A 19996-nucleotide genomic window follows, 5' to 3' on the forward strand; every position below is an offset into this window, starting at 1 on the left:
CGCCGCACGCGGACAGCGCGTGGACAGCACGGACACGGCGGACAGCCGGACGCCGGAATTTTTTCCCAGCCAAATCAACGGCTTAACAACTGGCACGGATCATGCATTGGAAAAGGCATCCTTCACGAGACCCGACCATGATCCGCGATACCTCCTCCCAAGACGCCGTACTGTCCGCCCCGCCGGGCCAGCGCCACAAGAAACGCGCCCTGCTGCTGGCCGGCGCCGCCGTCGTCATCGGCGCCGCCATCGCTGCCGTTGCAGGCTGGCGCAACAGCGAGCATTCCGTCAATGCCGACCGCCTGCGCATCGCCGACGTCACGCGCGGCACCCTGATCCGCGACGCCGCCGTGAACGGACGCGTGGTGGCCGCCATCAGCCCCACGCTGTATTCGACCACGGTGGCCACCGTGACGCTGAAAGCGAAGGCCGGCGACACCGTCAGGAAGGGCGACATCCTGGCCGTGCTGGAATCGCCCGACCTGTCGGACGCGCTGAAACGCGAGCAGTCGAGCGTGCAGCAGCTGGAAGCGGAAGTGGCGCGCCAGCAGATCCTGGCCAAGAAACAGAAACTGCTGGCCCGGCGCGAAGCGGACACGGCGGAAATCGAGCGCCTGTCCGCGCAGCGCACGCTGGAGCGCTATGAAAACGTGGCGCAGGTGGGCATCATCGCCAAGATCGATTACCAGAAGGCCAAGGACGCCTTGAATTCCGCCGAGATCCGCAGCAGGCACGCTTCGCAGGCGGCGGGCCTGGAAGGCGAGGACGTGAGCCTGGCGCTGAAGACCCGGGTCAACGAACTGGAACGCCAGCGCCTGAGCCGCGACAACGCCCAGCGCAGGGTCGACGAGCTGACCGTGCGCGCGCCCGTCAATGGCTTCATCGGCACGCTGTCGGTGGCCAACCGCAGCGTGGTGCAGGCCAACACGGCCCTGATGACCCTGGTCGACCTGTCGCAGCTGGAAGTGGAGCTGGAAGTACCGGAAACGTATGTGGCCGACATCGGCCTGGGCATGAGCGCCGAGATCGAGACGGGCGCCATCCGCGCCTCCGGCAAGCTGTCGGCGCTGTCGCCCGAGGTGGTCAAGAACCAGGTGCTGGCGCGCGTGCGCTTCAACGGCGAGCAGCCGGCCGGCCTGCGCCAGAACCAGCGCGTCTCGGCACGCCTGCTGATCGACGAGCGGCCCAATGTGCTGATGCTGGCGCGCGGGTCCTTCGTCGAAGCCGAAGGCGGACGCTTTGCCTACGTGGTGCGCGATGGCGTGGCCGTCCGCACGCCCATCAAGCTGGGCGCCACCAGCATCGCTGCCGTCGAGATTCTCGGCGGCCTGAAACTGGGCGACAAGGTGGTGGTCGCCGGCACGGAAAATTTCGCGAACGCGACCCGCGTCGCACTCAATTAATTTCAGTCAACAAGGAGGCTTCCCATGCTGCGCATGCAAAACCTGAGCAAGATCTACCGCACCCACATGATCGAGACGCACGCGCTGCGCGGCTTCGAGATCCACGTCCGCCAGGGCGAATTCGTCACCGTCACGGGACCGTCCGGCTCCGGCAAGACGAGCTTCCTGAACATCGCCGGCCTGCTCGAGGAATTCACCGATGGCGAATACATCCTCGACGGCGTCAACGTCAAGGGCATGGACGACAATGCCCGCTCGCGCCTGCGCAATGAAAAACTGGGCTTCATCTTCCAGGGTTTCAACCTGATCCCCGACCTGTCGCTGTTCGACAATGTCGACGTGCCGCTGCGCTACCGGGGCTTCAACAGCGCCGAGCGCCGCGAACGCATCGAGGATGCGCTGGCCAAGGTGGGACTGGCCTCGCGCATGAAGCATTATCCGGCCGAGCTGTCGGGCGGACAGCAACAGCGCGTGGCGATCGCGCGCGCACTGGCCGGCTCGCCGAAACTGCTGCTGGCCGACGAACCGACGGGCAACCTGGATACGCAGATGGCGCGCGGCGTGATGGAACTGCTGGAGGACATCAACGCGCAAGGCACGACCATCCTGATGGTGACGCACGATCCCGAACTGGCGCTGCGTTCGCAACGCAACGTGCACATCATCGACGGCCAGGTGTCGGACCTGGTGCAGCATGGCGCCACGCTGTCGGCCAGGCCACAGCACGCGACCGCCTAGGAGCCGCCATGTTCCACTACTATTTCAAGCTGGGCCTGCGCAACCTGCGCCGCAATCCCGCCCTGACGGCATTGATGGTACTGACCCTGGCCGTCGGCGTGGCCGCCAGCGTGGCCACCGTGACCATCCTGCACGCCATGTCGGGCGACCCCTTGCCGCACAAGAGCGACCGCCTGTTCGTGCCGATGATCGACGTGGTTCCCTTGAAAGGCTATACGCCGGGCACCAAGCCCAGCTTCGGCCAGGCGCAGCTCGCCTATACCGATGCGAAGAACTTCATGGCCAGCAAGATAGGCATCCGCCGCAGCGTCATGTACGGCGTGGCCGGCCCCGTGGAACCGGCGCGCCGGGACCTCGGCGCCTTCCGGGCACAGGGCCTGGCCCCCACGCGCGATTTCTTCGCCATGTTTGAAGTGCCCTTCCTGTATGGCCAGCCATGGAGCGAGGCCGACGACGACAGCGGCGCCGACGTCATCGTCCTGAGCCGCGCCCTGGCGGAAAAGCTGCTGGGCACAGTCAATCCCGTGGGCCAGCGCGTGACGGTGCTGGGACGCCCCTATCTGGTCAGCGGCGTGCTCGCTCGGTGGGACCCCGTGCCGCGCGTGCACCGCATCATCGGCAGCAAGGGCGCCTTCGGCACGGAAGATGAATTCTTCATTCCGTTTGCCAGCGCCATCCGCCACGAAACGGGGCATGACGGCGGCATGGCCTGCAGCGGCGTCGAGCGCAGCCCCGGTTACCAGGGCATCCTGGCGTCGGACTGCACCTGGCTGCAATTCTGGTTCGAAATGGCCAGCGCCGGCGAACGCAGCGACCTGCAGGCTTATCTCGACAGCTATGCGGCCGAACAGCGCAAGCTGGGCCGCATGCCGCGCCATGCGCCCAACATGCTGTACGACGTCAGGCAGTGGCTCGATTTCCTGAACGTGGTCGACAACGACAACAAGCTGGCCGCCTGGCTGGCCTTCGGCTTCCTGCTGCTCTGCCTGGTCAATACCATCGGCCTGCTGCTGGCCAAGTTCTCCGTGCGGGCGGCGGAAGTTGGCATCCGCCGCGCACTGGGCGCCACGCAGCGCGACATCTTCCGCCAGTTCCTGATCGAGACAGGCGTCATCGGCCTGGCCGGCGGCGTACTGGGCCTGCTACTGGCCTTTGCCGCCCTGGCCGTAGTGAGTTCGCAGTCGAAAGAGCTGGGCACCGTGGCGCACCTGGATGTCCCGATGCTGCTGCTGACGTTTGCCGTCTCCGTACTGGCGGCCTTGCTCGCAGGGCTGCTGCCCACCTGGCGCGCCTGCCAGGTCACGCCGGCCATGCAGCTCAAATCCCAATGACCCCCACCTTTTCACAATGAGGCCCCACATGGAAATCCGCCCCATCCTGTCGGCGCTGATGCGCAGCAAGACCGGCGCCGTGCTCGTCGCCGTGCAAGTCGCCATCAGCCTCGCCATCCTGGCCAACGCCTTGTACATCGTCAACCTGCGCCAGGCCATCGCCGCCCGTCCCACCGGCGTGGCGGCCGAAAACGACATCTTCTATGTCAAAGTCCAGAACATGGACAAAGGCAGCCCGCAGCGCCAGATAGCCGAGCAGAAGCGCCAGGCCGCGATCCTGCGCGCCCTGCCGGGCGTGGCCTCCGTGGCGCAAACCACGCAGGCAGTGCTGTCGCGTTCCGGCAGCAGCACCAACGTCGCGGCCAAACGCGGACAGGCCGAGGCCAGCGCCGGCACCTCGATGTACGTCACGCCCGATTCGCTGGTCAGGACGTATGGCCTGAAGCTGGTGGAAGGCCGCGATTTCCATCCCGACGAGGTCCCGGAAATCAATGAAGACGTCGATGAAACCTTCCCCAAGGTGGTGATCGTGACGCGCGCCGCGGCGCAAAAGATCTGGCCAGGCGAAACCAGTTTTGTCGGCAGACCCCTGTTCAATGGCACCGGCGACAACGATGACGAGATGCGCGTGATCGGCGTGGTGGAACGGTTGCAGACGCAGGTCGGCCAGGTCAGCGCCCAAGGCGAATATTCGATCATCCTGCCGGCGCGCCTGACGGGCGGGCGCGATGCGCTGCTATTTGCCGTGCGGGCAGAACCAGGCCAGCGCAACCGCCTGATGCAGGAGGCGGAACAGGCCATCCGCACGTCCAGCACCGAGCGCCTGCTGGTGCGCACGGATACCCTGGAGCAGCACCGCAAAGCACGTTATCTGGCCGACCAGGGCTTGTCCTGGATGCTCATCGCCGTCAGCACCCTGCTGCTGCTGGTGACGGCCAGCGGCATCGTCGGCATCGCCAGCCTGTGGGTCTCGCAGCGGCGCAAGCAGATCGGCGTGCGGCGCGCGCTTGGTGCGCGCCGCATCGACATCCTGCGCTACTTCCTGACGGAGAATTTCATGATCACCAGCGTCGGCGTGGCGGCCGGCGTGCTGCTCGCCCTGGGCCTGAATCAGCTGCTGGTAAGCCAGCTGGAAATGGCGCGCCTGCCGCCCGGCTACCTGCTGGCCGGCGCGCTGGTATTCTGGCTGCTGGGCGTGGGCGCGGTGTACGGCCCGGCGTGGCGCGCGGCCAGTATTTCGCCGGCCACCGCCACCCGCAGCACCTGAGCCGACACCTGAGTGATATGCTGCACGCATGCCTACCGTACTGATTATTGACGACAATGCCGCCGTGGCCATCGCGCTCGACGTGCTGTTTTCGCTGCACGAGATCGATGCGCTGCGCGCCGCCTCGCCCGAAGAGGGCCTGCAGCTGCTCGAGCGCCACGCCATCGACCTGGTGGTGCAGGACATGAACTTCACGGCCGACACCACCTCGGGCGAGGAAGGCAGCGCGCTGTTCCACGCCATCCGCGCGCGCTACCCGGACCTGCCCGTGGTCCTGCTGACGGCCTGGACGCAGCTCGACGCGGCCGTCGACCTGATCAAGTCCGGCGCGGCCGACTACCTGGCCAAGCCATGGGACGACCGGCGCCTGATCGCCAGCGTGCAAAACCTGCTGGAGCTGGGGCAGGCCAGCCGCGCGCTGCGCCAGCGCGTGGTGGCCGAGCAGCGCCAGCGCCATGCTCTGGAACACGACTTCGACCTGCGCGGCATGGTGTGGCAAGACCCGGCCACCGAACGCGTGGTGCACCTGGCGTGCCAGGTGGCGCGCGCCGACGTGCCCGTGCTCATTTCGGGGCCGAACGGCAGCGGCAAGGAACGCATCGCCGCCATCGTGCAAGCCAATTCCCAGGTCGCCAGCGGTCCTTTCGTGGTGCTCAATTGCGGCGCCGTGCCGGTGGACCTGATCGAGGCGGAACTGTTCGGCGCCGAGGCCGGCGCGTACACGGGCATCACCCGCGCGCGCGACGGCAAGTTCGATGCGGCCGACGGCGGCACCCTGTTTCTCGACGAGATAGGCAACCTGCCGCTGGCCGGGCAAATGAAGCTGCTGCGCGTGCTGGAAACGGGACGCTTCGAGCGCCTCGGCTCGAACCGCGAGCGGCAGGTGAAAGTGCGCGTCATCAGCGCCAGCAACGCCGACCTGCCGGCGATGATCAAGGCCGGCACGTTTCGCGAAGACCTGTTTTACCGCCTGAACGTGATCGAACTGCGCCTGCCGCCGCTGGCCCAGCGCCCGCTCGACATCCTGGTACTGGCGCGGCATTTCCTGGGCGGCGAAAAAACGCTCGATGCGCAGGCGCAAACGACCCTGCTGGCCCACGGCTGGCCGGGCAATGTGCGCGAACTGAAAAACGTCATGCAGCGCGCCAGCCTGCTGACGGCAGGTCCCGTGATCCGCGCGCAGGAGACGGGCTTGCCGCTGGCAGGCGTGCCATCGCCGCGCGCGCCGCAGGATGGCGCCGCGATGGAGCCGGACCGCGACAGCGTCACCGCCGCCCTGGCGCGCGCGCAAGGCGTGGTGGCGCAGGCGGCGCAGGAACTGGGACTGTCGCGCCAGGCGCTGTACCGGCGCATGGAACGCCTGGGCATCGCGCGCGGCTGATGGCCTACCATCCCATGCGCCTCTCCCTGCTCACGCGCTGGACGGCGCTGATCGTCACCTTGCTGGTGCTGGGCATCGTCATCGCCCTGCTGCTCGCGCATTTTTTGCCAGGCCAGCCGCTGCTGGTGCTGGCCGGCACCCTGCTGTGCGTGCTGCCGGTGGCCATCATTACCATCCGCGCGCAGCTGCAAGCCATGCTGTCGCTGTTCCGCGCCCTGGGCGGCACGGTCGCCAGCTACCAGGACGGCGACTTCGGCTTCAGCTTGCGCTGGCAGCAGAACGATGAACTGGCCGACCTGGTGGCGGCCCACAATGCGCTGGGCGACGTGCTGCGCAAGCAGCGCCTGGACCTGGTGCAGCGCGAACTGCTGCTCGACACCATGGTGCAAAACACGCCGGTGGCCATGCTGCTGGTGGCCGAGGGCAGCGCCATCGTCTACGCCAACCTGGCCGCGCGCCAGCTGCTGCATCACGGCCGCCGGCTCGAAGGGCGCCACCTGGCGGACATCGTGCGCGGAGCGGCGCCGGCCCTGGCCGAGGCGCTGGCGCGCCGCAACGACGGCCTGTTTACCAGCGGCGAAGGGGAACAGGAAGAGGTGTATCACCTGGCGCGGCGCAGCTTCAGCTTGAACGGGCGCAAGCATGAACTGCTGCTGCTACGCCAGCTGACCCTGGAACTGCGGCGCCAGGAAGTGCAGACCTGGAAAAAAGTCATTCGCGTCATCAGCCATGAGCTCAACAACTCGCTGGCGCCACTGGCCTCGCTGGCCCATTCGGGCGCCGAACTGGTGCGCCGCGGCCAGACCGAACGCCTGCCGCAAATCCTCGCCACGATCGAGGAGCGCACGCGCCACCTGGAAACCTTCATCCTCGGCTATGCGCGCTTTGCCAAGCTGCCCGCGCCACGCCTGGCGCCATGCGAATGGCAACCGTTTCTCGACAGCCTGGCCTCGCAAGCGGCCTTCACGCTCGACGGTACGCCGCCCGCGCAGGCCGCCATGTTCGACGCGGCGCAGATGCAGCAGGCGCTGCTCAACCTGCTCAAGAATGCGCTGGAATCGGGCTCGCGGGAAGCGCATATCGGCCTGCAGGTCAGCCAGGCGCAAGGGCAGCTGCGCATCGAGGTGCGCGACCGCGGGCCGGGCATGAGCGGTGCCGTGCTGGAAAACGCGCTGGTGCCGTTTTATTCCACCAAGCGCAGCGGCACGGGCCTCGGCCTGGCGCTGGCGCGCGAAATCGCCGAAGCCCATGGCGGGCGCATCACCCTGGCCAATCGCGAGGGCGGCGGCCTGGCGGTGACATTGATTCTTCCTTTGCCGGATAGAAACTAGTTACCGCCGTAACGATTTTTCAAAGCACGGTCTGTGCGATTATTTTTCAATATTATATTGACAATTAGAGTTTTAAATATTGCAACACTGCGAGCGCCATGCCCGTATGTTAGAAATAAGCTATTTAAGTTTGCATAATGATATAAAAATAGCTCATTGACAATGAAATGTCTTGGCGATAATTTATCTGAGCGGTACGGTTTTTTTGAAACATCAATCGTTTTTTCGCGGGGATAAATATGAAACTGAAATCACTCATCGCAGTAGCGCTCCTGAGCGCAGCTTCCATCGGTGCAGCACAGGCGACAGCGTATAACGTCGACCTGAGCAACACCACGGGCAACCTGTGGACAGGCGGCTTCAACGCCACGCCCAGCCCGCTCGGCGCGTTTACCGATACCTTCACCTTCACTCCCGATGCCACGTTCGGTTCGACCGCGCAAGCCTTCCTGGCCAACCTGTCGGTCACAGGCAGCGATGCCTCGTCCATCAACTTCAGCGGCGCCAACCTGAACGGCATCGCCCTGACTGGCTTTGGCGGTCCCACCGTCTTCGGCTATGCCCAAGGCGAGGTGCTGGCGCAAACCAGCCTGCTATTCAACGGCCCCTTGGTCCTCACCGTCATGGGCAACAGCAATGGCGGCAGCTATGGCGGCACCTTCAACCTGAACCTGGCCCCGGTCCCCGAACCGGAAACGTATGGCATGCTGCTGGCCGGCCTCGGCGTACTGGGCTTCCTGGCGCGACGCCGCAAGCAATCTTGAGCTCCCCTCCCAAAAGACGCTGCGGCGTCTTTTTTGCGTCCGGCTGCTAAACTGCCGCCATGACGACCGACTTTACCTCCACCAGCCATCCCGCTTTCAGCCACCCGGGCCATCCTCCTGCCACCACCACCGAGCACCGCGGCATCCGCTACCTGCACCTGGGGACCAAGTGGGTGCAGGGCGCCATGCGCCTGGACAAACCCGACGCCATCGAGCTCGAATACGTGCAGATGATGATGATGTGGATGCTCTTCAAGACGCAGCCCAGACGCATCGTGCAACTGGGCCTGGGCAGCGCCGCGCTGACCAAATTCAGCTACCGCCGCTTTCCCGACGCCGCGGTCACGGCCATTGAACTCAATCCGAACGTGATCGCCATCTGCGGCGCCCAGTTCGCGCTGCCGCCGAACGACGCGCGCCTCGACGTGCGCGAAATGAATGCACTCGACTTCGTGCTCGACCCTGCCAACCATGGCACCGTCGACGCGCTGCAAGTGGACCTGTACGACGAAGAGGCGCGCGGTCCCGTACTCGACACGCCCGAGTTCTACCAGGCCTGCTTCGACTGCCTGACGGACGACGGCATCATGTGCACGAATGTCTTCGGCGACTTCCCCAACTACGACAAGAATTTGCAGGCGATGGAACTGGTCTTCGACGCCGTCGTCTGGGTGCCGGAAATGGAAGATGAAAACATCGTCGTGCTGGCCTTCAAAAAATCGCCATCGCTCGACTTCAGCGACTTGTACGAACGCGCCGCCGCCATCAAGAAGCAGTTCAACCTGCCTGCCAAGAACTGGGTCAACGGCTTGAAGCAGTGGATGCTGGACCAGCAGTAAGGCACCAGGCTCACGCCGGCAGCAGCGCGCCCAAACGGCGCGCCAGGCCATCCATGTTCTCGGCCGGCACCTGCGCATAGCCGAGCAGGAAACCGTTCCAGCCTGCGCCTTCGTCCACCCTGTCGCCCGTGCCATGCGCGGACAGCGCCAGCGCCACGATGCCATCCTGCGCAGCGCGGCGGCTCAGGACCAGGTCATCCCACGCCGCATCGTGAAAACGCAGCGCCAGGTGCATGCCGGCCGTGCCGCCATGGATGGTCGCGCCCGCGCACGCATGGCGCTGCAGCGCCTCGCTCAAGGCATCGCGGCGCTGGCGGTACAGGCGGCGCATGCGCCGCACATGGCGCGCAAACAGGCCGCTGCACAGGAACTCGGCCAGCGCCAGCTGTTCCGCCACCCTCCCCCGGGCGGCGCCCTGCGCCTGCATCTGCGCGAAGGCCCCGGCCAGCGGGGCCGGTACGACGATAAAGGCCAGGCGCAAGGCGGGAAACATAGTCTTGCTGAACGTGCCCAGGTACACGACGGGCGCATCCGCCACCAGTCCCTGCATGGCCGCCAGGGGCGGACCGCCATGGCGAAACTCGCTGTCGTAATCGTCCTCGATGATCAGGGCGCCAGCGGCACGGGCGCGCTCCAGCAGCGCCATGCGGCGCGCGGGACTGAGCACGCTGCCCGTCGGGTACTGGTGCGACGGTGTCGTGTAGATCAGGCGCGGCGGCGCCGCGTGCCAGTCAGCTTCCGTGGGCGCGATGCCATCCATGTCGACGGCAATGCCCGTCACCTGCAGGCCGGCGCCGCGGCCTGCCGCCAGCGCGCCGCCATAGCCGGGGTGCTCGATCCACAAGGTATCGCCCTGGTCGGCAAAGGCGCGCAGGCACACATCGAGGCTGCTCTGCGTGCCGTCCGTGATGAACACCTGGCCCGCATCGCACACGACGCCGCGCGCGGCGCGCAAATGGTCGGCAATGGCCATGCGCAACTGCGGCTCGCCGGCAGGATCGCCGTAATTGAGCTGGCGCGGCGTCAGCGCGCGCCACGCGCGGTCCAGCATGCGCCGCCACTGCGCCAGCGGGAATTCATCGAGCGCCGGCACGCCGGGGGCAAACGCGCCCATCGCGTCGGCGGGAAACACCACCGAGGCATTCACGTCCTGTCCCGCCACGCCGCGCAAATGCCGCGCGCGGCGCGACAAGCCACCGTTGCCCCCGGCCGCAGGCGCAGCCGCAGGCATGCCGGCGCTGCCGGCGACCACGGTACCGCGCCGGTCCGGCAAGACAAACCCCTCGCTGGCCAGCTGCTCATAGGCGTACAGCACGGTATTGCGCGCCAGTCCCAGTTCGGCCGCCAGCACGCGCGTGGCGGCCAGACGCGTGCCCGGCGCCAGCTGGCCGCCGCGGATCGCCGCGCGCAGGCATTCATGCAGCAGGCGCTGGCGCGACCAGCCCCGCCCGCGGTGCGTGCGCTCGAACGCGTTCAGCAGCAAAGCGAAGTCCATGCGCCCCCTTCATTGTGGCTCTAAATTATTTGTCGGTTCTGGATCTTTTTTCAGGGCCAGATGCCGATTATAGTGCGGCCTGCTTCTTCAACCAACGGGACTTCCACCATGACCGCTACCGCCCTGCCCCCCAGCCTCCGCACCCGCGTGCGCCGCGTCGCCGAACTGGCCAGCTATGAGCAGACCGCCCTGCACGCCATCCTCGATGCCGCCTACCTGTGCCATATCGCCTTCCGCGACGACAAGGGCAGCCATTGCATCCCGACCGCCTGCTGGCGCATCGGTGGCCACCTGTACATCCATGGTTCGAACGGCAGCCGCATGCTCAAGCAGCTCCTGCTCGACGGCGACGCGTGCGTGACGGTCAGCCATCTCGACGGCCTGGTGCTGGCGCGCTCCGCCTTCAATCACACCATGAACTACCGCTCGGCGATGGTCTACGGGCGGTTCGAGAAAGTCAGCGACATCGGCCAGCAGCATGCGGCCATGGACGCGCTGATGGAGAAGCTGGCGCCGGGCCGCCTGGCACAGGTGCGCGGCGGCAGCGCCAAGGAATACGCGGCCACCACCGTGCTGCGCATCGCGCTCGACGAATGCGCCGTCAAGCAGCGCACGGGCGGGCCGCTCGACGATGCGGGCGACATGGCGCATGCCGTCTGGACGGGCGAACTGCCCTTCACGCACGGCCGTGGCGCGGCCATTGCCGATGCGCTCAACACCTGCGAATTGCCCCCGTATGCCGCCGCCTGGGGCACGGAATCCGCTTGACCGGCCAGCGTGCTTGCCCGATGATCGGCGTTGATGGCGATCGCCACCATTTACCAACCGATCCAATCACGCATGGAGCATATGATGATGAAGCGAGTATCCCTGGCTGCGGCCCTGACGGTCATGCTGGCCTGTGGCGGCAGCGGCGCGGCACTGGCCGCCGATGCGGGCGACGCGGCCCTGAAGGCGGCCATCGCCGGCAGTGCGCGCACGCCGGCCAACGCGCTGCGCGACAGCGCCCGCCACCCGTATGAAACGCTGACGTTCTTCGGCATCAAGCCGAACATGACGGTGGTGGAACTGGCGCCCGGCGGCGGCTGGTACACGGAGATCCTGGCGCCCTACCTGCGCGACAACGGCAAGCTGATCGCCGCCGGCAACGACCCGCAGTCCGCCAGCGAAGGCGCACGCCGCGGCGCGGCGCGCTTCCAGCAAAAACTCGACGCCAACCCTGGCGCTTTCGGCAAGGTGGAAATCGGCGCCTTCGCGCCGCCCACCACCTACCGCATCGCCCCCAAGGGCACGGCCGACATGGTGCTCACCTTCCGCAATATCCACAACTGGATACCGATCGGCGACGAGGGCATGAAAACCCTGTTCAAGGAAGTGTATGACAGCCTGAAACCGGGCGGCGTGTTCGGCGTCGTCGAACACCGCCTGCCGGCCAGCAAGACGCAGGATGCCACGGCCAGCAGCGGCTACATGCACGAGGCGTATGTGATCAAGCTGGCCGAGAACGCCGGTTTCAAACTGGCGGCCAAGTCGGAAATCAACGCCAATCCCAAGGACACGGCGGACCATGAGGGCGGCGTCTGGGCACTGCCGCCCACCTACGCCAACAAGGACGTGGAACGGGCCAAATACACGGCCATCGGCGAGAGCGACCGCATGACCCTGAAGTTCGTCAAGCCGTAAAAAAATGGCGGCGCGCCGTCCTGGCGCGCCGCCGTTGCTGCTTCAAACGCTGTCCTAGATATACATGCCATACACCGCGCAATAGCGCGATACGAATGTGCACTGGTTTGCATTCGCGTCCTCGGTGCACTCAATCAACGCCTTCGAGCACTCACGGAATGTCGGTTGCGCGTACGCAGTGTTCAAGACACCAGCGAGGCCACAGGCGGCACCGAAGAGAAAGACGGCTTTTTTTACATTGATCATGTTTATCTCGTTCCCAAAGAATTGAGCCAAAAACAACTGATGGCGCACGCATGGCCTGGCGCGTGCCACCGCATGCCTACAGGTGGATGCCGTACACGCCGCACAGGCGCTTGACCAGTGCGCAGGCGTCGGCATCGCCGTCCGCCACGCACGAGGTATAGGCTTCCTCGCAGGTTTCGCGCGTTGGCAGCGCATACGCGGAAGAACTGATGGCGCCGGCAAAACCGACGGCGGCGCAAAAGACAAAGACGGCTTTTTTCACATTGATCATTTTTATCCCATTCCCAAGAGTTGAGTCGTTATAAAAACCACTGAAGACACAGGCTTCAGCCGCCGGAAACCGCCTGTCGACAGACGAATTTCGTGGCGAATGGAAATAATAGCACTCTAAAAAATTATTAAATATGCAAACAGGAAAACAAGATAACGTCTCTTTTTCTGCCTGTTTCATGAAATAAAAACCGGCCTGCCGCCATTCTGGCGCGCACTTGCATGGAAACAGGCGAAAAAAAACCGCAGGCGACGCTGCGGTTTTTGTATCGACACCTTATTTCTTCGCTTCCTTCGGTTTCACCGGCACCAGGCTCAGGTCCTGGAAGTCATAGCTGAAATCCGTCTCGGCCGACACGGGCGCCATCTTCACCCTGTCGATGCTGCCATCGGGATTGAGCGAGAACGTCACGTAGGCGTCGGCGTTGAAGTTGCGCTCTTTCCAGCGCACGATGAAGGTATCGTGCTGCCAGTGTTCCAGCTCGCCCGTCAGGTCCGGCGTGCGCGTAAAACTGAGGATGTGCTTCTTGCCCTCGGGCTTGATCACGACCTTGCCATACCAGGCATCCTCGTACTCGCCGTCGTACGCCGCCAGCGGCAGCGACGGCTGCGATTTGGCCGCGCGCGCGCTCGACGCCTTGCCCTGCTTCTTGACTTCCTCCGCATGCTGGTCCTGCTCCACCTTGGCCACCAGCGCGAGCCAGTCCGACGGCGCCGCCTGCAGGTAATGGTCGAGAATGCGCCATTGCATCGCCGTCATGGAACCGCCGTTTTCCGCGTTGGTCAGAATGGCCACGCCCAGTTTTGCCTCCGGCACCATCACCACGCGCGAATAAAATCCCTGCAGCGCGCCGCCGTGCATGGCCACCTTCATGCCCTTGTAGTCGCGCAGCTGGAAGCCCAGGCCATACGCGCTGAAATTCGGCTTGGTCGCCGCCAGCGCCGGTTTTGGTTCGGGAATCTTGATCGGCGTTTGCGCCGTCCACATTTCGCGGCCCTGCTTTTCGCTGAACAGGCGCGCTTCCTTGCCGTCCTTGTCCTTCACGCCGGCGATCTTGCCGCCGTCGAGCAGCACCATCATCCACTTGGCGATATCTTCCGCATTCGTGTTGATGCCGACGGCGCCCACGGCGTTCGGCACGGGCATCGACTTGACGGCGGCAATCTTGCCGTCGATCTTGCTGTGCGCGTTGGCGACATCGGGATTGCCCGCGTTCTCAAGCAGGCTGGTGGTGGTGCCCGTCATGCCCAGCGGCGCCAGGATGCGCTCATGCATGGCCTCGCCCCAGCTCTTGCCCGCCTTGTCGGCGATGATCTTGCCGGCCACGATGTACAGCAGGTTATCGTAGGCATAGCTGTTGCGAAAACTCGTGGCGGGACGGATGTAGCGCAGCTTCTCGATGATCTCGTCGGTGCTGAACGTGGTGGTGGGCCACCACAGCAAGTCGCCCGCGCCCAGGCCCAGGCCACTGCGGTGCGTCAGCAAATCGCGGATGGTCATGGCGCCCGTCACGTAGGAATCGTGCATCTGGAAGCCGGGCAGGTGCTTGGTGACGGGATCGTCCCAGGCCAGCTTGCCTTCGTCGACCAGCATGGCCAGCGCGGCGGCCGTGAAGCCCTTCGAGTTCGATGCCACTTCGAACAGCGTCTTCGCGTCGACGGCCGCCGGCTCGCCCAGCTTGCGCACGCCAAAGCCCCTGGCGGTGACGACCTTGCCATCCTTGACGATGGCGATCGCCATGCCGGGCACGTCGAACACCTTCAGGGCGGTGGCGACGTCGCGGTCAAGATCGAAGGCGGGCGCGGGCGCGGATGCGGCGGCAGCGACGGGTAAGGCATCGGCTGCCAGCGCCGGCACGGCGATGCTGGAAAACGCCAGCACGATGGCGGCGGCAAGACGGTTCATGGAATGCATGGTCAGGATGTCCAAAAAAAAGGTTCAATGCGCTTGCGCGGCCATCAATTTATCGACGCTTTCCTGCGTCACCGGGTGGTAGCGTTCGCGTGCCTGCGCATACACGTCCTTGGCCCACGCATGGCCTTGCGGCGTCTTCATCAAGGCGCCGTACAGGGGCACGACGAACTTCTGGCGGCCCACGCTCATCAGGAAGGCTTGCAGCGGCTGGCGCACATCGTAGCCGGCGTTCACGGAGGCCAGGTAGAAGCGGTACGCCACTTCATTGTTGCCGCTCTTGCCCACGCCGTAGACCTGGTCCAGCTCACGCAATTGCGCGGCGCTGGCCTTGTTGTTGATGTCGTTCAGGAAGTGCATCGATTCGATGGCGATCCACTTGTTCATGCCCAGGTCCTTCGTCGACAGTTCGCCTTTCAGCCAGGCGTCGCGGTGCTGGTCCAGCAGCGCCAGGCGCGGCGACACGACGCGCTGCGCGCTGGCCGGCACGCCCGTGCCATACAGCCATTCCTGGAGTTCCGCTTCCGGCATCACGTCCGGATGCTGCGCCAGCAGGTTCTTGCGCAGGTAGGCGACGAACTGGTCCGTCGTCACGCTCTGGAACGCATGCTGGTCGAACCAGCCGCGCAGGAAAGGATCGAACACGGCGCGGCCCGCACGGCGCTCCATGGTGGCCAGGAACCAGGCGCCCTTCGGATAGATGATGCCGTCGTCCGTGTACGTTTCCGCGGGATTGGCATCCGCATCGCGCGTGACCAGCGCCGTTTTCGCCGCCGGCAGTTCCTTGATCGAGGCGGCCAGTTCTTCCTGGTCGACCTGCACGCCCATCTGCGCCACTTCGCTGCCATACAGCTGCTCGACGATGCGCGTGGTGACGTAGGTGGTAAAGCCTTCGTTGAGCCACATGTGCTTCCACGACGCATTGGTGACCAGGTTGCCCGACCACGAGTGGGCCAGTTCATGCGCGATCAGGTCGACCAGGCTGCGGTCGCCCGCGATCATGGTCGGCGTGAGGAAGGTCAGGCGCGGGTTTTCCATGCCGCCGTAGGGGAACGATGGCGGCAGCACGATCATGTCGTAGCGGCCCCAGCCATACGGGCCATACAGGGCCTCGGCGGCCTGGATCATCTTTTCCGTATCGGCCAGCTCGTATTCGGCGGCCTGGATGCGCGGCGGTTCCGCATACACGGCGGAGCGGGGGCCGAGTTTACGCACTTCCAGTTCGCCGATGGCGATGGCCAGCAGGTAGGACGGAATCGGCTGCGGCATCCTGAATTTCCAGCCGCCCTTGCCCGTCGCCTTTTCGTCGTTCTCGGCGCTCATCACGACGCGCATGCCGCTCGGCGCCTCGATGCGCGCGCCATAGGTAAAGCGCACGGCCGGCGTATCCTGCGACGGCACCCACGAGCGGGCGTTGATGCTTTGCGACTGGCTGAACATGAAAGGCAGCTTGCCCGACATGGTCTGCTGCGGCGTGAGCCACTGCAGCGCGATGGCGTTGGGGGCCGTGTGATAGTAGACGCGCACCTTGCCCGGCTGGCCCGTGGTCGTGATGCGCAGCGCCTGGCCCTTTTCCGGGTCGGCCTTGTCCAGCTGGTACGGCGCCATCTGCCATGCGCCGCGCTTGTCCTGTACCTGCACTTTCGCAATCGACAGGTCGCGCGTATCGAGCACCAGGGTACGCGCCGCCGGGTCGATCCAGTTCAACGACAGCTCGGCATAGCCGCTCAAGGTCTTTTGCTTGAAGTCGGCTTTCAGGTCCAGCTGCAGGTCGCGCGTGCGCACCTGGTCGTAGCGCGCGTAGCTGAGGGGGTCGGCGTGCGCGGCCAGGGTTACCTGGCAGAGTAGCGCACAGCCCAGCGCGCGCAGGAAGGTCAAAGTTTGCATGGTCGTCTTTTGAATGATTTGCGAAAGCCCCGGTCCGTGTGCGCCGAGGCGTCGCGCAGAATAGCACTTCCGGCGCAGGCCGGCAGAAAAAAAAAGCCGGAGCGGCCGGCGCCCCCTGCCTATTTCGCCTCGGCCTTGGGCTCCGGCGCCTTGAGCGGCGTATTCAAATCCTTCATCAGATTGTTCTTGTCGCGATCCAGCTTGAACAGCTCCAGGCGCGATGGCGTGATTTTTCTCGGCCAGGCGTTATTGCTGATGTCGATATCGGCCGTCTCCCAATACGGGTCCTGCACCAGCCCCACCATCGGTTCATCCGTGATGATGACCTTGCTGATCTTGTGCGGCGAGTAGCGCCACACTTCGGCCGGCACGCGCTCGACGATCTTCTTGCCGCTTTTCAGTTCGATTTCCAGGATCAGCGGCATCACCAGGCCGCCGAGATTCGAAAAATCGACCAGGTACAGATGCTTGCCCATGTTGTGCTGTTCCAGCAGCTTTCTCTCCCATGGCTCCAGCGTTTCCTGCTCCTCCGCATAGCTGTTGCGGTCCTTGTTGGTGACCGTGAATTCATCGTGCCGGTTATAGAAATCCTTGAGCGCAGGGTCGAGGTCGACCTTCTTCGGCAGCGCCTTGTTGCGCTGGTCCGAGATCGAGATCGGTTGCGCGGCCTTCTGCGCCTTCTTCCACGCTTTCTCGACTTCGGGATTCTTCGTGCTCACGCCATATTCGCTGATACCGTCGATGCTGATGTCGACCGCGTCGGTGGTATAAAACCAGCCGCGCCAGAACCAGTCCAGGTCGGTGCCCGAGGCATCTTCCATGGTGCGGAAAAAGTCGGCGGGAGTGGGACGCTTGAACTTCCAGCGCAAGGCGTACTGCTTGAAGGCGAAGTCGAACAGCTCGCGCCCTAAAATGGTTTCGCGCAGGATGTTGAGGGCGGTGGCCGGCTTGTCGTAGGCATTCGCCGTGAACTGCAGCAGGGACTCGGAATTGGTCATGATGGGCACCTGGTTCTGGCTGCGCATGTAGTCGACGATCTTGCGCGGCTCGCCATTCCAGGAGGGGAAATGCTCTTCCCACGCCTGTTCGGCCAGGTACTGCAGGAAGGAATTGAGGCCCTCGTCCATCCACGTCCACTGACGCTCGTCCGAGTTGACGATCATGGGAAAATAATTGTGTCCCACTTCATGGATGATCACGCCAATCAGGTCATATTTCGCCGTCTTCGAATAGGTCAGCGCGCCCGTCTTCTTGTCCTTCACGGGGCGTCCGCCATTGAACGAGATCATCGGATACTCCATGCCGCCCACGGCGCCATTGACGGACAGCGCATTCGGATAGGGATAGTCGAAACTGTACTTGTTGTACTGCTCGATCGCGTGCACGATGGCGCGCGTGCTGTACTGCTGCCACAGCGGGTTGCCCTCGTTCGGATAGTAGGACATGGCCATCACGCGCTTGCCGCCGCTATTCAAGCCCTGCGCGTCCCAGATGAACTTGCGGCTCGACGCCCACGCCACGTCGCGCACATTGGCCGCCTTGAAGTGCCAGGTTTTCATCCCCGCCGCCTGTCCCTTTTCCGCCGCCAGCGCTTCGGCGGGCGTGATCACCAGCAGCGGCGTGTCGCTGTTCTTCGCCCGCGCCAGACGCTCGCGCTGCACCGCGCTCAGGACGGCGGCAGGATTCTGCAATTCGCCCGTGGCGGCCACCACATGGTCGCCCGGCACCGTCAGGTACAGCTCGTAGTCGCCAAATTCCAGCGTGAATTCGCCCGAGCCGAGGAACTGCTTGTGCTGCCAGCCGACGGCGTCGTAATACGCGGCCATGCGCGGAAACCACTGCGCGACCTGGAAGATCGCGTTCTTGTCGTCTTCAAAATATTCATAGCCGGAGCGCTCGACCAGCACCTTCTGGTCATTGATGCTGTAGGACCAGTCGATGCCGAAGCTGATGCTCTGGCCGGGCGCCAGCGGCGCCGGCAAATCGATGCGCAGCATGGTCTGGTTGACGACATACGGCAGCGGCTTGCCGTTGGCCGCTTTCACGGCGGTGAGCTTGAAGCCGCCGTCGAATTCACGGCCCACATGGATGGCGCGCAAATCCTCGAATTTCAGCGCCTCCTCTTCGCTGCCACTGAGCCAGGCCTGGCGCGACGGCGCGCTCAGGACGCGGCGCTGGTCGGCATCCTTGCGCAAGCCATTCTGGTCCAGCTGCAGCCACAGATACGCGAGGCTGTCGGGCGAGCGGTTGTGGTAGGTGATCTGTTCGCTGGCCGTGATTTCGCGGCGCGCTTCGTCCAGGGTGGCGCGGATCACGTAGTCGGCGCGCTGCTGCCAGTAGGCGTGGCCCGGCGCGCCGGACGCCGTGCGGTAGGCATTCGGCGTGGGCAGCAATTCTTCGAGCTGGCGGAACTTGTCGTCGAAGGGCGCCGCGGCGCACAGGCCGGGCAAGGGAGACAACAACGTCAAACACAGGGCAAGCAAGCGGACAAGGACCGGCATGGCGCATTCCATCTGGGAGTCGTGGACAGACTGCATTCTAAGTCGAGTCTGTTTGCAAATCGATCATTGTTGTCGAAGTCCCACACACCAGGCCGCAGCATCCCCCGGCGGCACTGGCGCGGACGCGGGCATTGGCGTATGATGCGCCTCGAACATTGGGGAGTAGTCGTCCTGCGGTCCTGCCGCGGGAACCTGTATCAACATAATTGGCCCGCAGGCCATGGTGCAGGTGGTTGCAGAACTTGACGAGACCATTGATCCAGGGCGGCCGCATGGGCCGGAGTCGCCCGTGGATCATTGGTTAATTCGTCCGGCCCGCGTACCTCTTGCAATCTCATGGAAGCATTCCTCATCTCCACCGGCATCGTCGGTCTCGCTGAAATCGGCGACAAAACCCAACTCCTGGCCTTTTTACTGGCCGCCAAATTCCGCAAGCCCTTGCCCATCGTGCTGGCCATTTTCGTCGCCACCATCGCCAATCACGCGTTTGCCGCCGCCATCGGCGCCTGGATCACCAGCATGCTGGGGCCGGACGTGCTGCGCTGGGTACTGGGCGTGTCCTTCCTGGCGATGGCTGCCTGGACCCTGATCCCCGACAAGCTCGATGAAGACGAAACCAGATTGGCCAAGTATGGCGTCTTCCTGACCACCCTGATCGCCTTCTTCATGGCGGAAATGGGAGACAAGACGCAGGTGGCCACGGTGGCGCTGGCGGCGCGCTACCACGACATCTACTCCGTCGTGCTGGGCACCACTTTCGGCATGATGCTGGCCAACGTGCCGGCCGTGTACCTGGGCGACAGGATCGCCAACCGCGTCTCGCTGCGCCTCGTGCACGGCATCGCGGCGCTGGTCTTTGCCATATTGGGCGTGGCGACCCTGCTGGGCGCGGGCGCGGCGCTGGGCTTCTGACGCGCAGCCTTAAATAATTTCTCATTTACAATGTTC

16 protein-coding genes and 1 riboswitch are annotated in these 19996 nt (G+C 64.6%); of the genes, 11 read left to right on the plus strand and 5 right to left on the minus strand.

Annotated elements, in window-relative coordinates; genetic code table 11:
* The first annotated feature begins 137 nt into the window (after positions 1-137).
* The 8 genes from GCN74_RS03775 to GCN74_RS03810 all read left to right on the plus strand — a co-directional run bounded on the left by GCN74_RS03775 (position 138) and on the right by GCN74_RS03810 (position 9054).
* The gene (locus GCN74_RS03775; RefSeq protein WP_152255403.1) at positions 138-1403 is read left to right on the plus strand and encodes an efflux RND transporter periplasmic adaptor subunit; all 1266 of its coding nucleotides are present in this window, start codon (positions 138-140) and stop codon (positions 1401-1403) included.
* A 24-nt stretch (positions 1404-1427) separates the two neighbouring features.
* A complete protein-coding gene (locus tag GCN74_RS03780; protein WP_099665745.1) occupies positions 1428-2141 on the plus strand; it encodes an ABC transporter ATP-binding protein in 714 nt (237 codons plus the stop codon).
* Positions 2142-2149: 8 nt separating this feature from the next.
* The gene (locus GCN74_RS03785; RefSeq protein WP_152255404.1) at positions 2150-3472 is read left to right on the plus strand and encodes an ABC transporter permease; all 1323 of its coding nucleotides are present in this window, start codon (positions 2150-2152) and stop codon (positions 3470-3472) included.
* 28 nt (positions 3473-3500) lie between these two features.
* Positions 3501-4739 carry an ABC transporter permease gene (locus GCN74_RS03790; protein WP_152255405.1) on the plus strand — a complete coding sequence of 413 codons (1239 nt, stop codon included), beginning with the start codon at positions 3501-3503 and terminating at the stop codon, positions 4737-4739.
* A 28-nt stretch (positions 4740-4767) separates the two neighbouring features.
* Positions 4768-6120, plus strand: a complete 1353-nt coding sequence (locus tag GCN74_RS03795) for a sigma-54-dependent transcriptional regulator (RefSeq protein WP_152255406.1) — start codon at positions 4768-4770, stop codon at positions 6118-6120.
* A gap of 14 nt (positions 6121-6134) precedes the next feature.
* Positions 6135-7451 carry a sensor histidine kinase gene (locus tag GCN74_RS03800; protein ID WP_226938852.1) on the plus strand — a complete coding sequence of 439 codons (1317 nt, stop codon included), beginning with the start codon at positions 6135-6137 and terminating at the stop codon, positions 7449-7451.
* A gap of 239 nt (positions 7452-7690) precedes the next feature.
* Entirely contained in the window at positions 7691-8215 is a 525-nt protein-coding gene (locus GCN74_RS03805; RefSeq protein ID WP_152255408.1) for an FxDxF family PEP-CTERM protein, read from the plus strand.
* Between the two features lie 59 nt (positions 8216-8274).
* On the plus strand, positions 8275-9054 hold the full coding sequence (locus GCN74_RS03810) for a spermidine synthase (protein WP_152255409.1): 780 nt from the start codon (positions 8275-8277) through the stop codon (positions 9052-9054).
* A gap of 10 nt (positions 9055-9064) precedes the next feature.
* Here GCN74_RS03810 and GCN74_RS03815 read toward each other — a convergent pair whose 3' ends face one another.
* Positions 9065-10549: a PLP-dependent aminotransferase family protein gene (locus tag GCN74_RS03815; protein WP_152255410.1), complete on the minus strand. Its 1485-nt coding sequence runs from the start codon at positions 10547-10549 to the stop codon at positions 9065-9067.
* 108 nt (positions 10550-10657) lie between these two features.
* Here GCN74_RS03815 and GCN74_RS03820 point away from each other — a divergent pair, with 108 nt between their 5' ends.
* Both GCN74_RS03820 and GCN74_RS03825 read left to right on the plus strand, forming a co-directional pair.
* Positions 10658-11317: a pyridoxamine 5'-phosphate oxidase family protein gene (locus GCN74_RS03820; RefSeq protein ID WP_152255411.1), complete on the plus strand. Its 660-nt coding sequence runs from the start codon at positions 10658-10660 to the stop codon at positions 11315-11317.
* An 87-nt stretch (positions 11318-11404) separates the two neighbouring features.
* On the plus strand, positions 11405-12232 hold the full coding sequence (locus tag GCN74_RS03825) for a class I SAM-dependent methyltransferase (protein WP_193316954.1): 828 nt from the start codon (positions 11405-11407) through the stop codon (positions 12230-12232).
* 322 nt (positions 12233-12554) lie between these two features.
* Here GCN74_RS03825 and GCN74_RS03830 read toward each other — a convergent pair whose 3' ends face one another.
* The 4 genes from GCN74_RS03830 to GCN74_RS03845 form a co-directional block, all read right to left on the minus strand.
* Positions 12555-12749, minus strand: coding sequence for a hypothetical protein (locus GCN74_RS03830; protein WP_152255412.1), 195 nt, complete (start codon positions 12747-12749; stop codon positions 12555-12557).
* A gap of 276 nt (positions 12750-13025) precedes the next feature.
* Positions 13026-14663 carry a serine hydrolase gene (locus GCN74_RS03835; RefSeq protein WP_152255413.1) on the minus strand — a complete coding sequence of 546 codons (1638 nt, stop codon included), beginning with the start codon at positions 14661-14663 and terminating at the stop codon, positions 13026-13028.
* A 24-nt stretch (positions 14664-14687) separates the two neighbouring features.
* Positions 14688-16547 carry a M1 family metallopeptidase gene (locus tag GCN74_RS03840; protein ID WP_152255414.1) on the minus strand — a complete coding sequence of 620 codons (1860 nt, stop codon included), beginning with the start codon at positions 16545-16547 and terminating at the stop codon, positions 14688-14690.
* Between the two features lie 119 nt (positions 16548-16666).
* Positions 16667-19048, minus strand: a complete 2382-nt coding sequence (locus tag GCN74_RS03845; protein ID WP_152255415.1) for a M1 family aminopeptidase — start codon at positions 19046-19048, stop codon at positions 16667-16669.
* A gap of 145 nt (positions 19049-19193) precedes the next feature.
* A riboswitch (yybP-ykoY riboswitch) is annotated at positions 19194-19375 on the plus strand.
* 9 nt (positions 19376-19384) lie between these two features.
* On the opposite strand from GCN74_RS03845, the gene GCN74_RS03850 reads away from it, so the two are divergent.
* A complete protein-coding gene (locus GCN74_RS03850; RefSeq protein ID WP_152255416.1) occupies positions 19385-19960 on the plus strand; it encodes a TMEM165/GDT1 family protein in 576 nt (191 codons plus the stop codon).
* Positions 19961-19996: the final 36 nt, after the last annotated feature.

It is taken from the genome of Janthinobacterium sp. FT14W, assembly GCF_009208755.1.
GTDB classification, from domain to species: Bacteria; Pseudomonadota; Gammaproteobacteria; order Burkholderiales; family Burkholderiaceae_D; genus Janthinobacterium; species Janthinobacterium violaceinigrum.

Excerpts from the sequence above, each read along its gene's own strand:
- GCN74_RS03815 (WP_152255410.1), bottom strand. The coding sequence starts at position 10,549 with ATGGACTTCGCTTTGCTGCTGAACGCGTTCGAGCGCACGCACCGCGGG.
- GCN74_RS03810 (WP_152255409.1), top strand. The coding sequence starts at position 8,275 with ATGACGACCGACTTTACCTCCACCAGCCATCCCGCTTTCAGCCACCCG.
- GCN74_RS03830 (WP_152255412.1), bottom strand. The coding sequence starts at position 12,749 with ATGATCAATGTGAAAAAAGCCGTCTTTGTCTTTTGCGCCGCCGTCGGT.
- GCN74_RS03790 (WP_152255405.1), top strand. The coding sequence starts at position 3,501 with ATGGAAATCCGCCCCATCCTGTCGGCGCTGATGCGCAGCAAGACCGGC.
- GCN74_RS03820 (WP_152255411.1), top strand. The coding sequence starts at position 10,658 with ATGACCGCTACCGCCCTGCCCCCCAGCCTCCGCACCCGCGTGCGCCGC.
- GCN74_RS03835 (WP_152255413.1), bottom strand. The coding sequence starts at position 14,663 with ATGCATTCCATGAACCGTCTTGCCGCCGCCATCGTGCTGGCGTTTTCC.
- GCN74_RS03780 (WP_099665745.1), top strand. The coding sequence starts at position 1,428 with ATGCTGCGCATGCAAAACCTGAGCAAGATCTACCGCACCCACATGATC.
- GCN74_RS03825 (WP_193316954.1), top strand. The coding sequence starts at position 11,405 with ATGAAGCGAGTATCCCTGGCTGCGGCCCTGACGGTCATGCTGGCCTGT.
- GCN74_RS03845 (WP_152255415.1), bottom strand. The coding sequence starts at position 19,048 with ATGCCGGTCCTTGTCCGCTTGCTTGCCCTGTGTTTGACGTTGTTGTCT.
- GCN74_RS03795 (WP_152255406.1), top strand. The coding sequence starts at position 4,768 with ATGCCTACCGTACTGATTATTGACGACAATGCCGCCGTGGCCATCGCG.
- GCN74_RS03840 (WP_152255414.1), bottom strand. The coding sequence starts at position 16,547 with ATGCAAACTTTGACCTTCCTGCGCGCGCTGGGCTGTGCGCTACTCTGC.
- GCN74_RS03785 (WP_152255404.1), top strand. The coding sequence starts at position 2,150 with ATGTTCCACTACTATTTCAAGCTGGGCCTGCGCAACCTGCGCCGCAAT.
- GCN74_RS03775 (WP_152255403.1), top strand. The coding sequence starts at position 138 with ATGATCCGCGATACCTCCTCCCAAGACGCCGTACTGTCCGCCCCGCCG.
- GCN74_RS03805 (WP_152255408.1), top strand. The coding sequence starts at position 7,691 with ATGAAACTGAAATCACTCATCGCAGTAGCGCTCCTGAGCGCAGCTTCC.
- GCN74_RS03850 (WP_152255416.1), top strand. The coding sequence starts at position 19,385 with ATGGAAGCATTCCTCATCTCCACCGGCATCGTCGGTCTCGCTGAAATC.
- GCN74_RS03800 (WP_226938852.1), top strand. The coding sequence starts at position 6,135 with ATGCGCCTCTCCCTGCTCACGCGCTGGACGGCGCTGATCGTCACCTTG.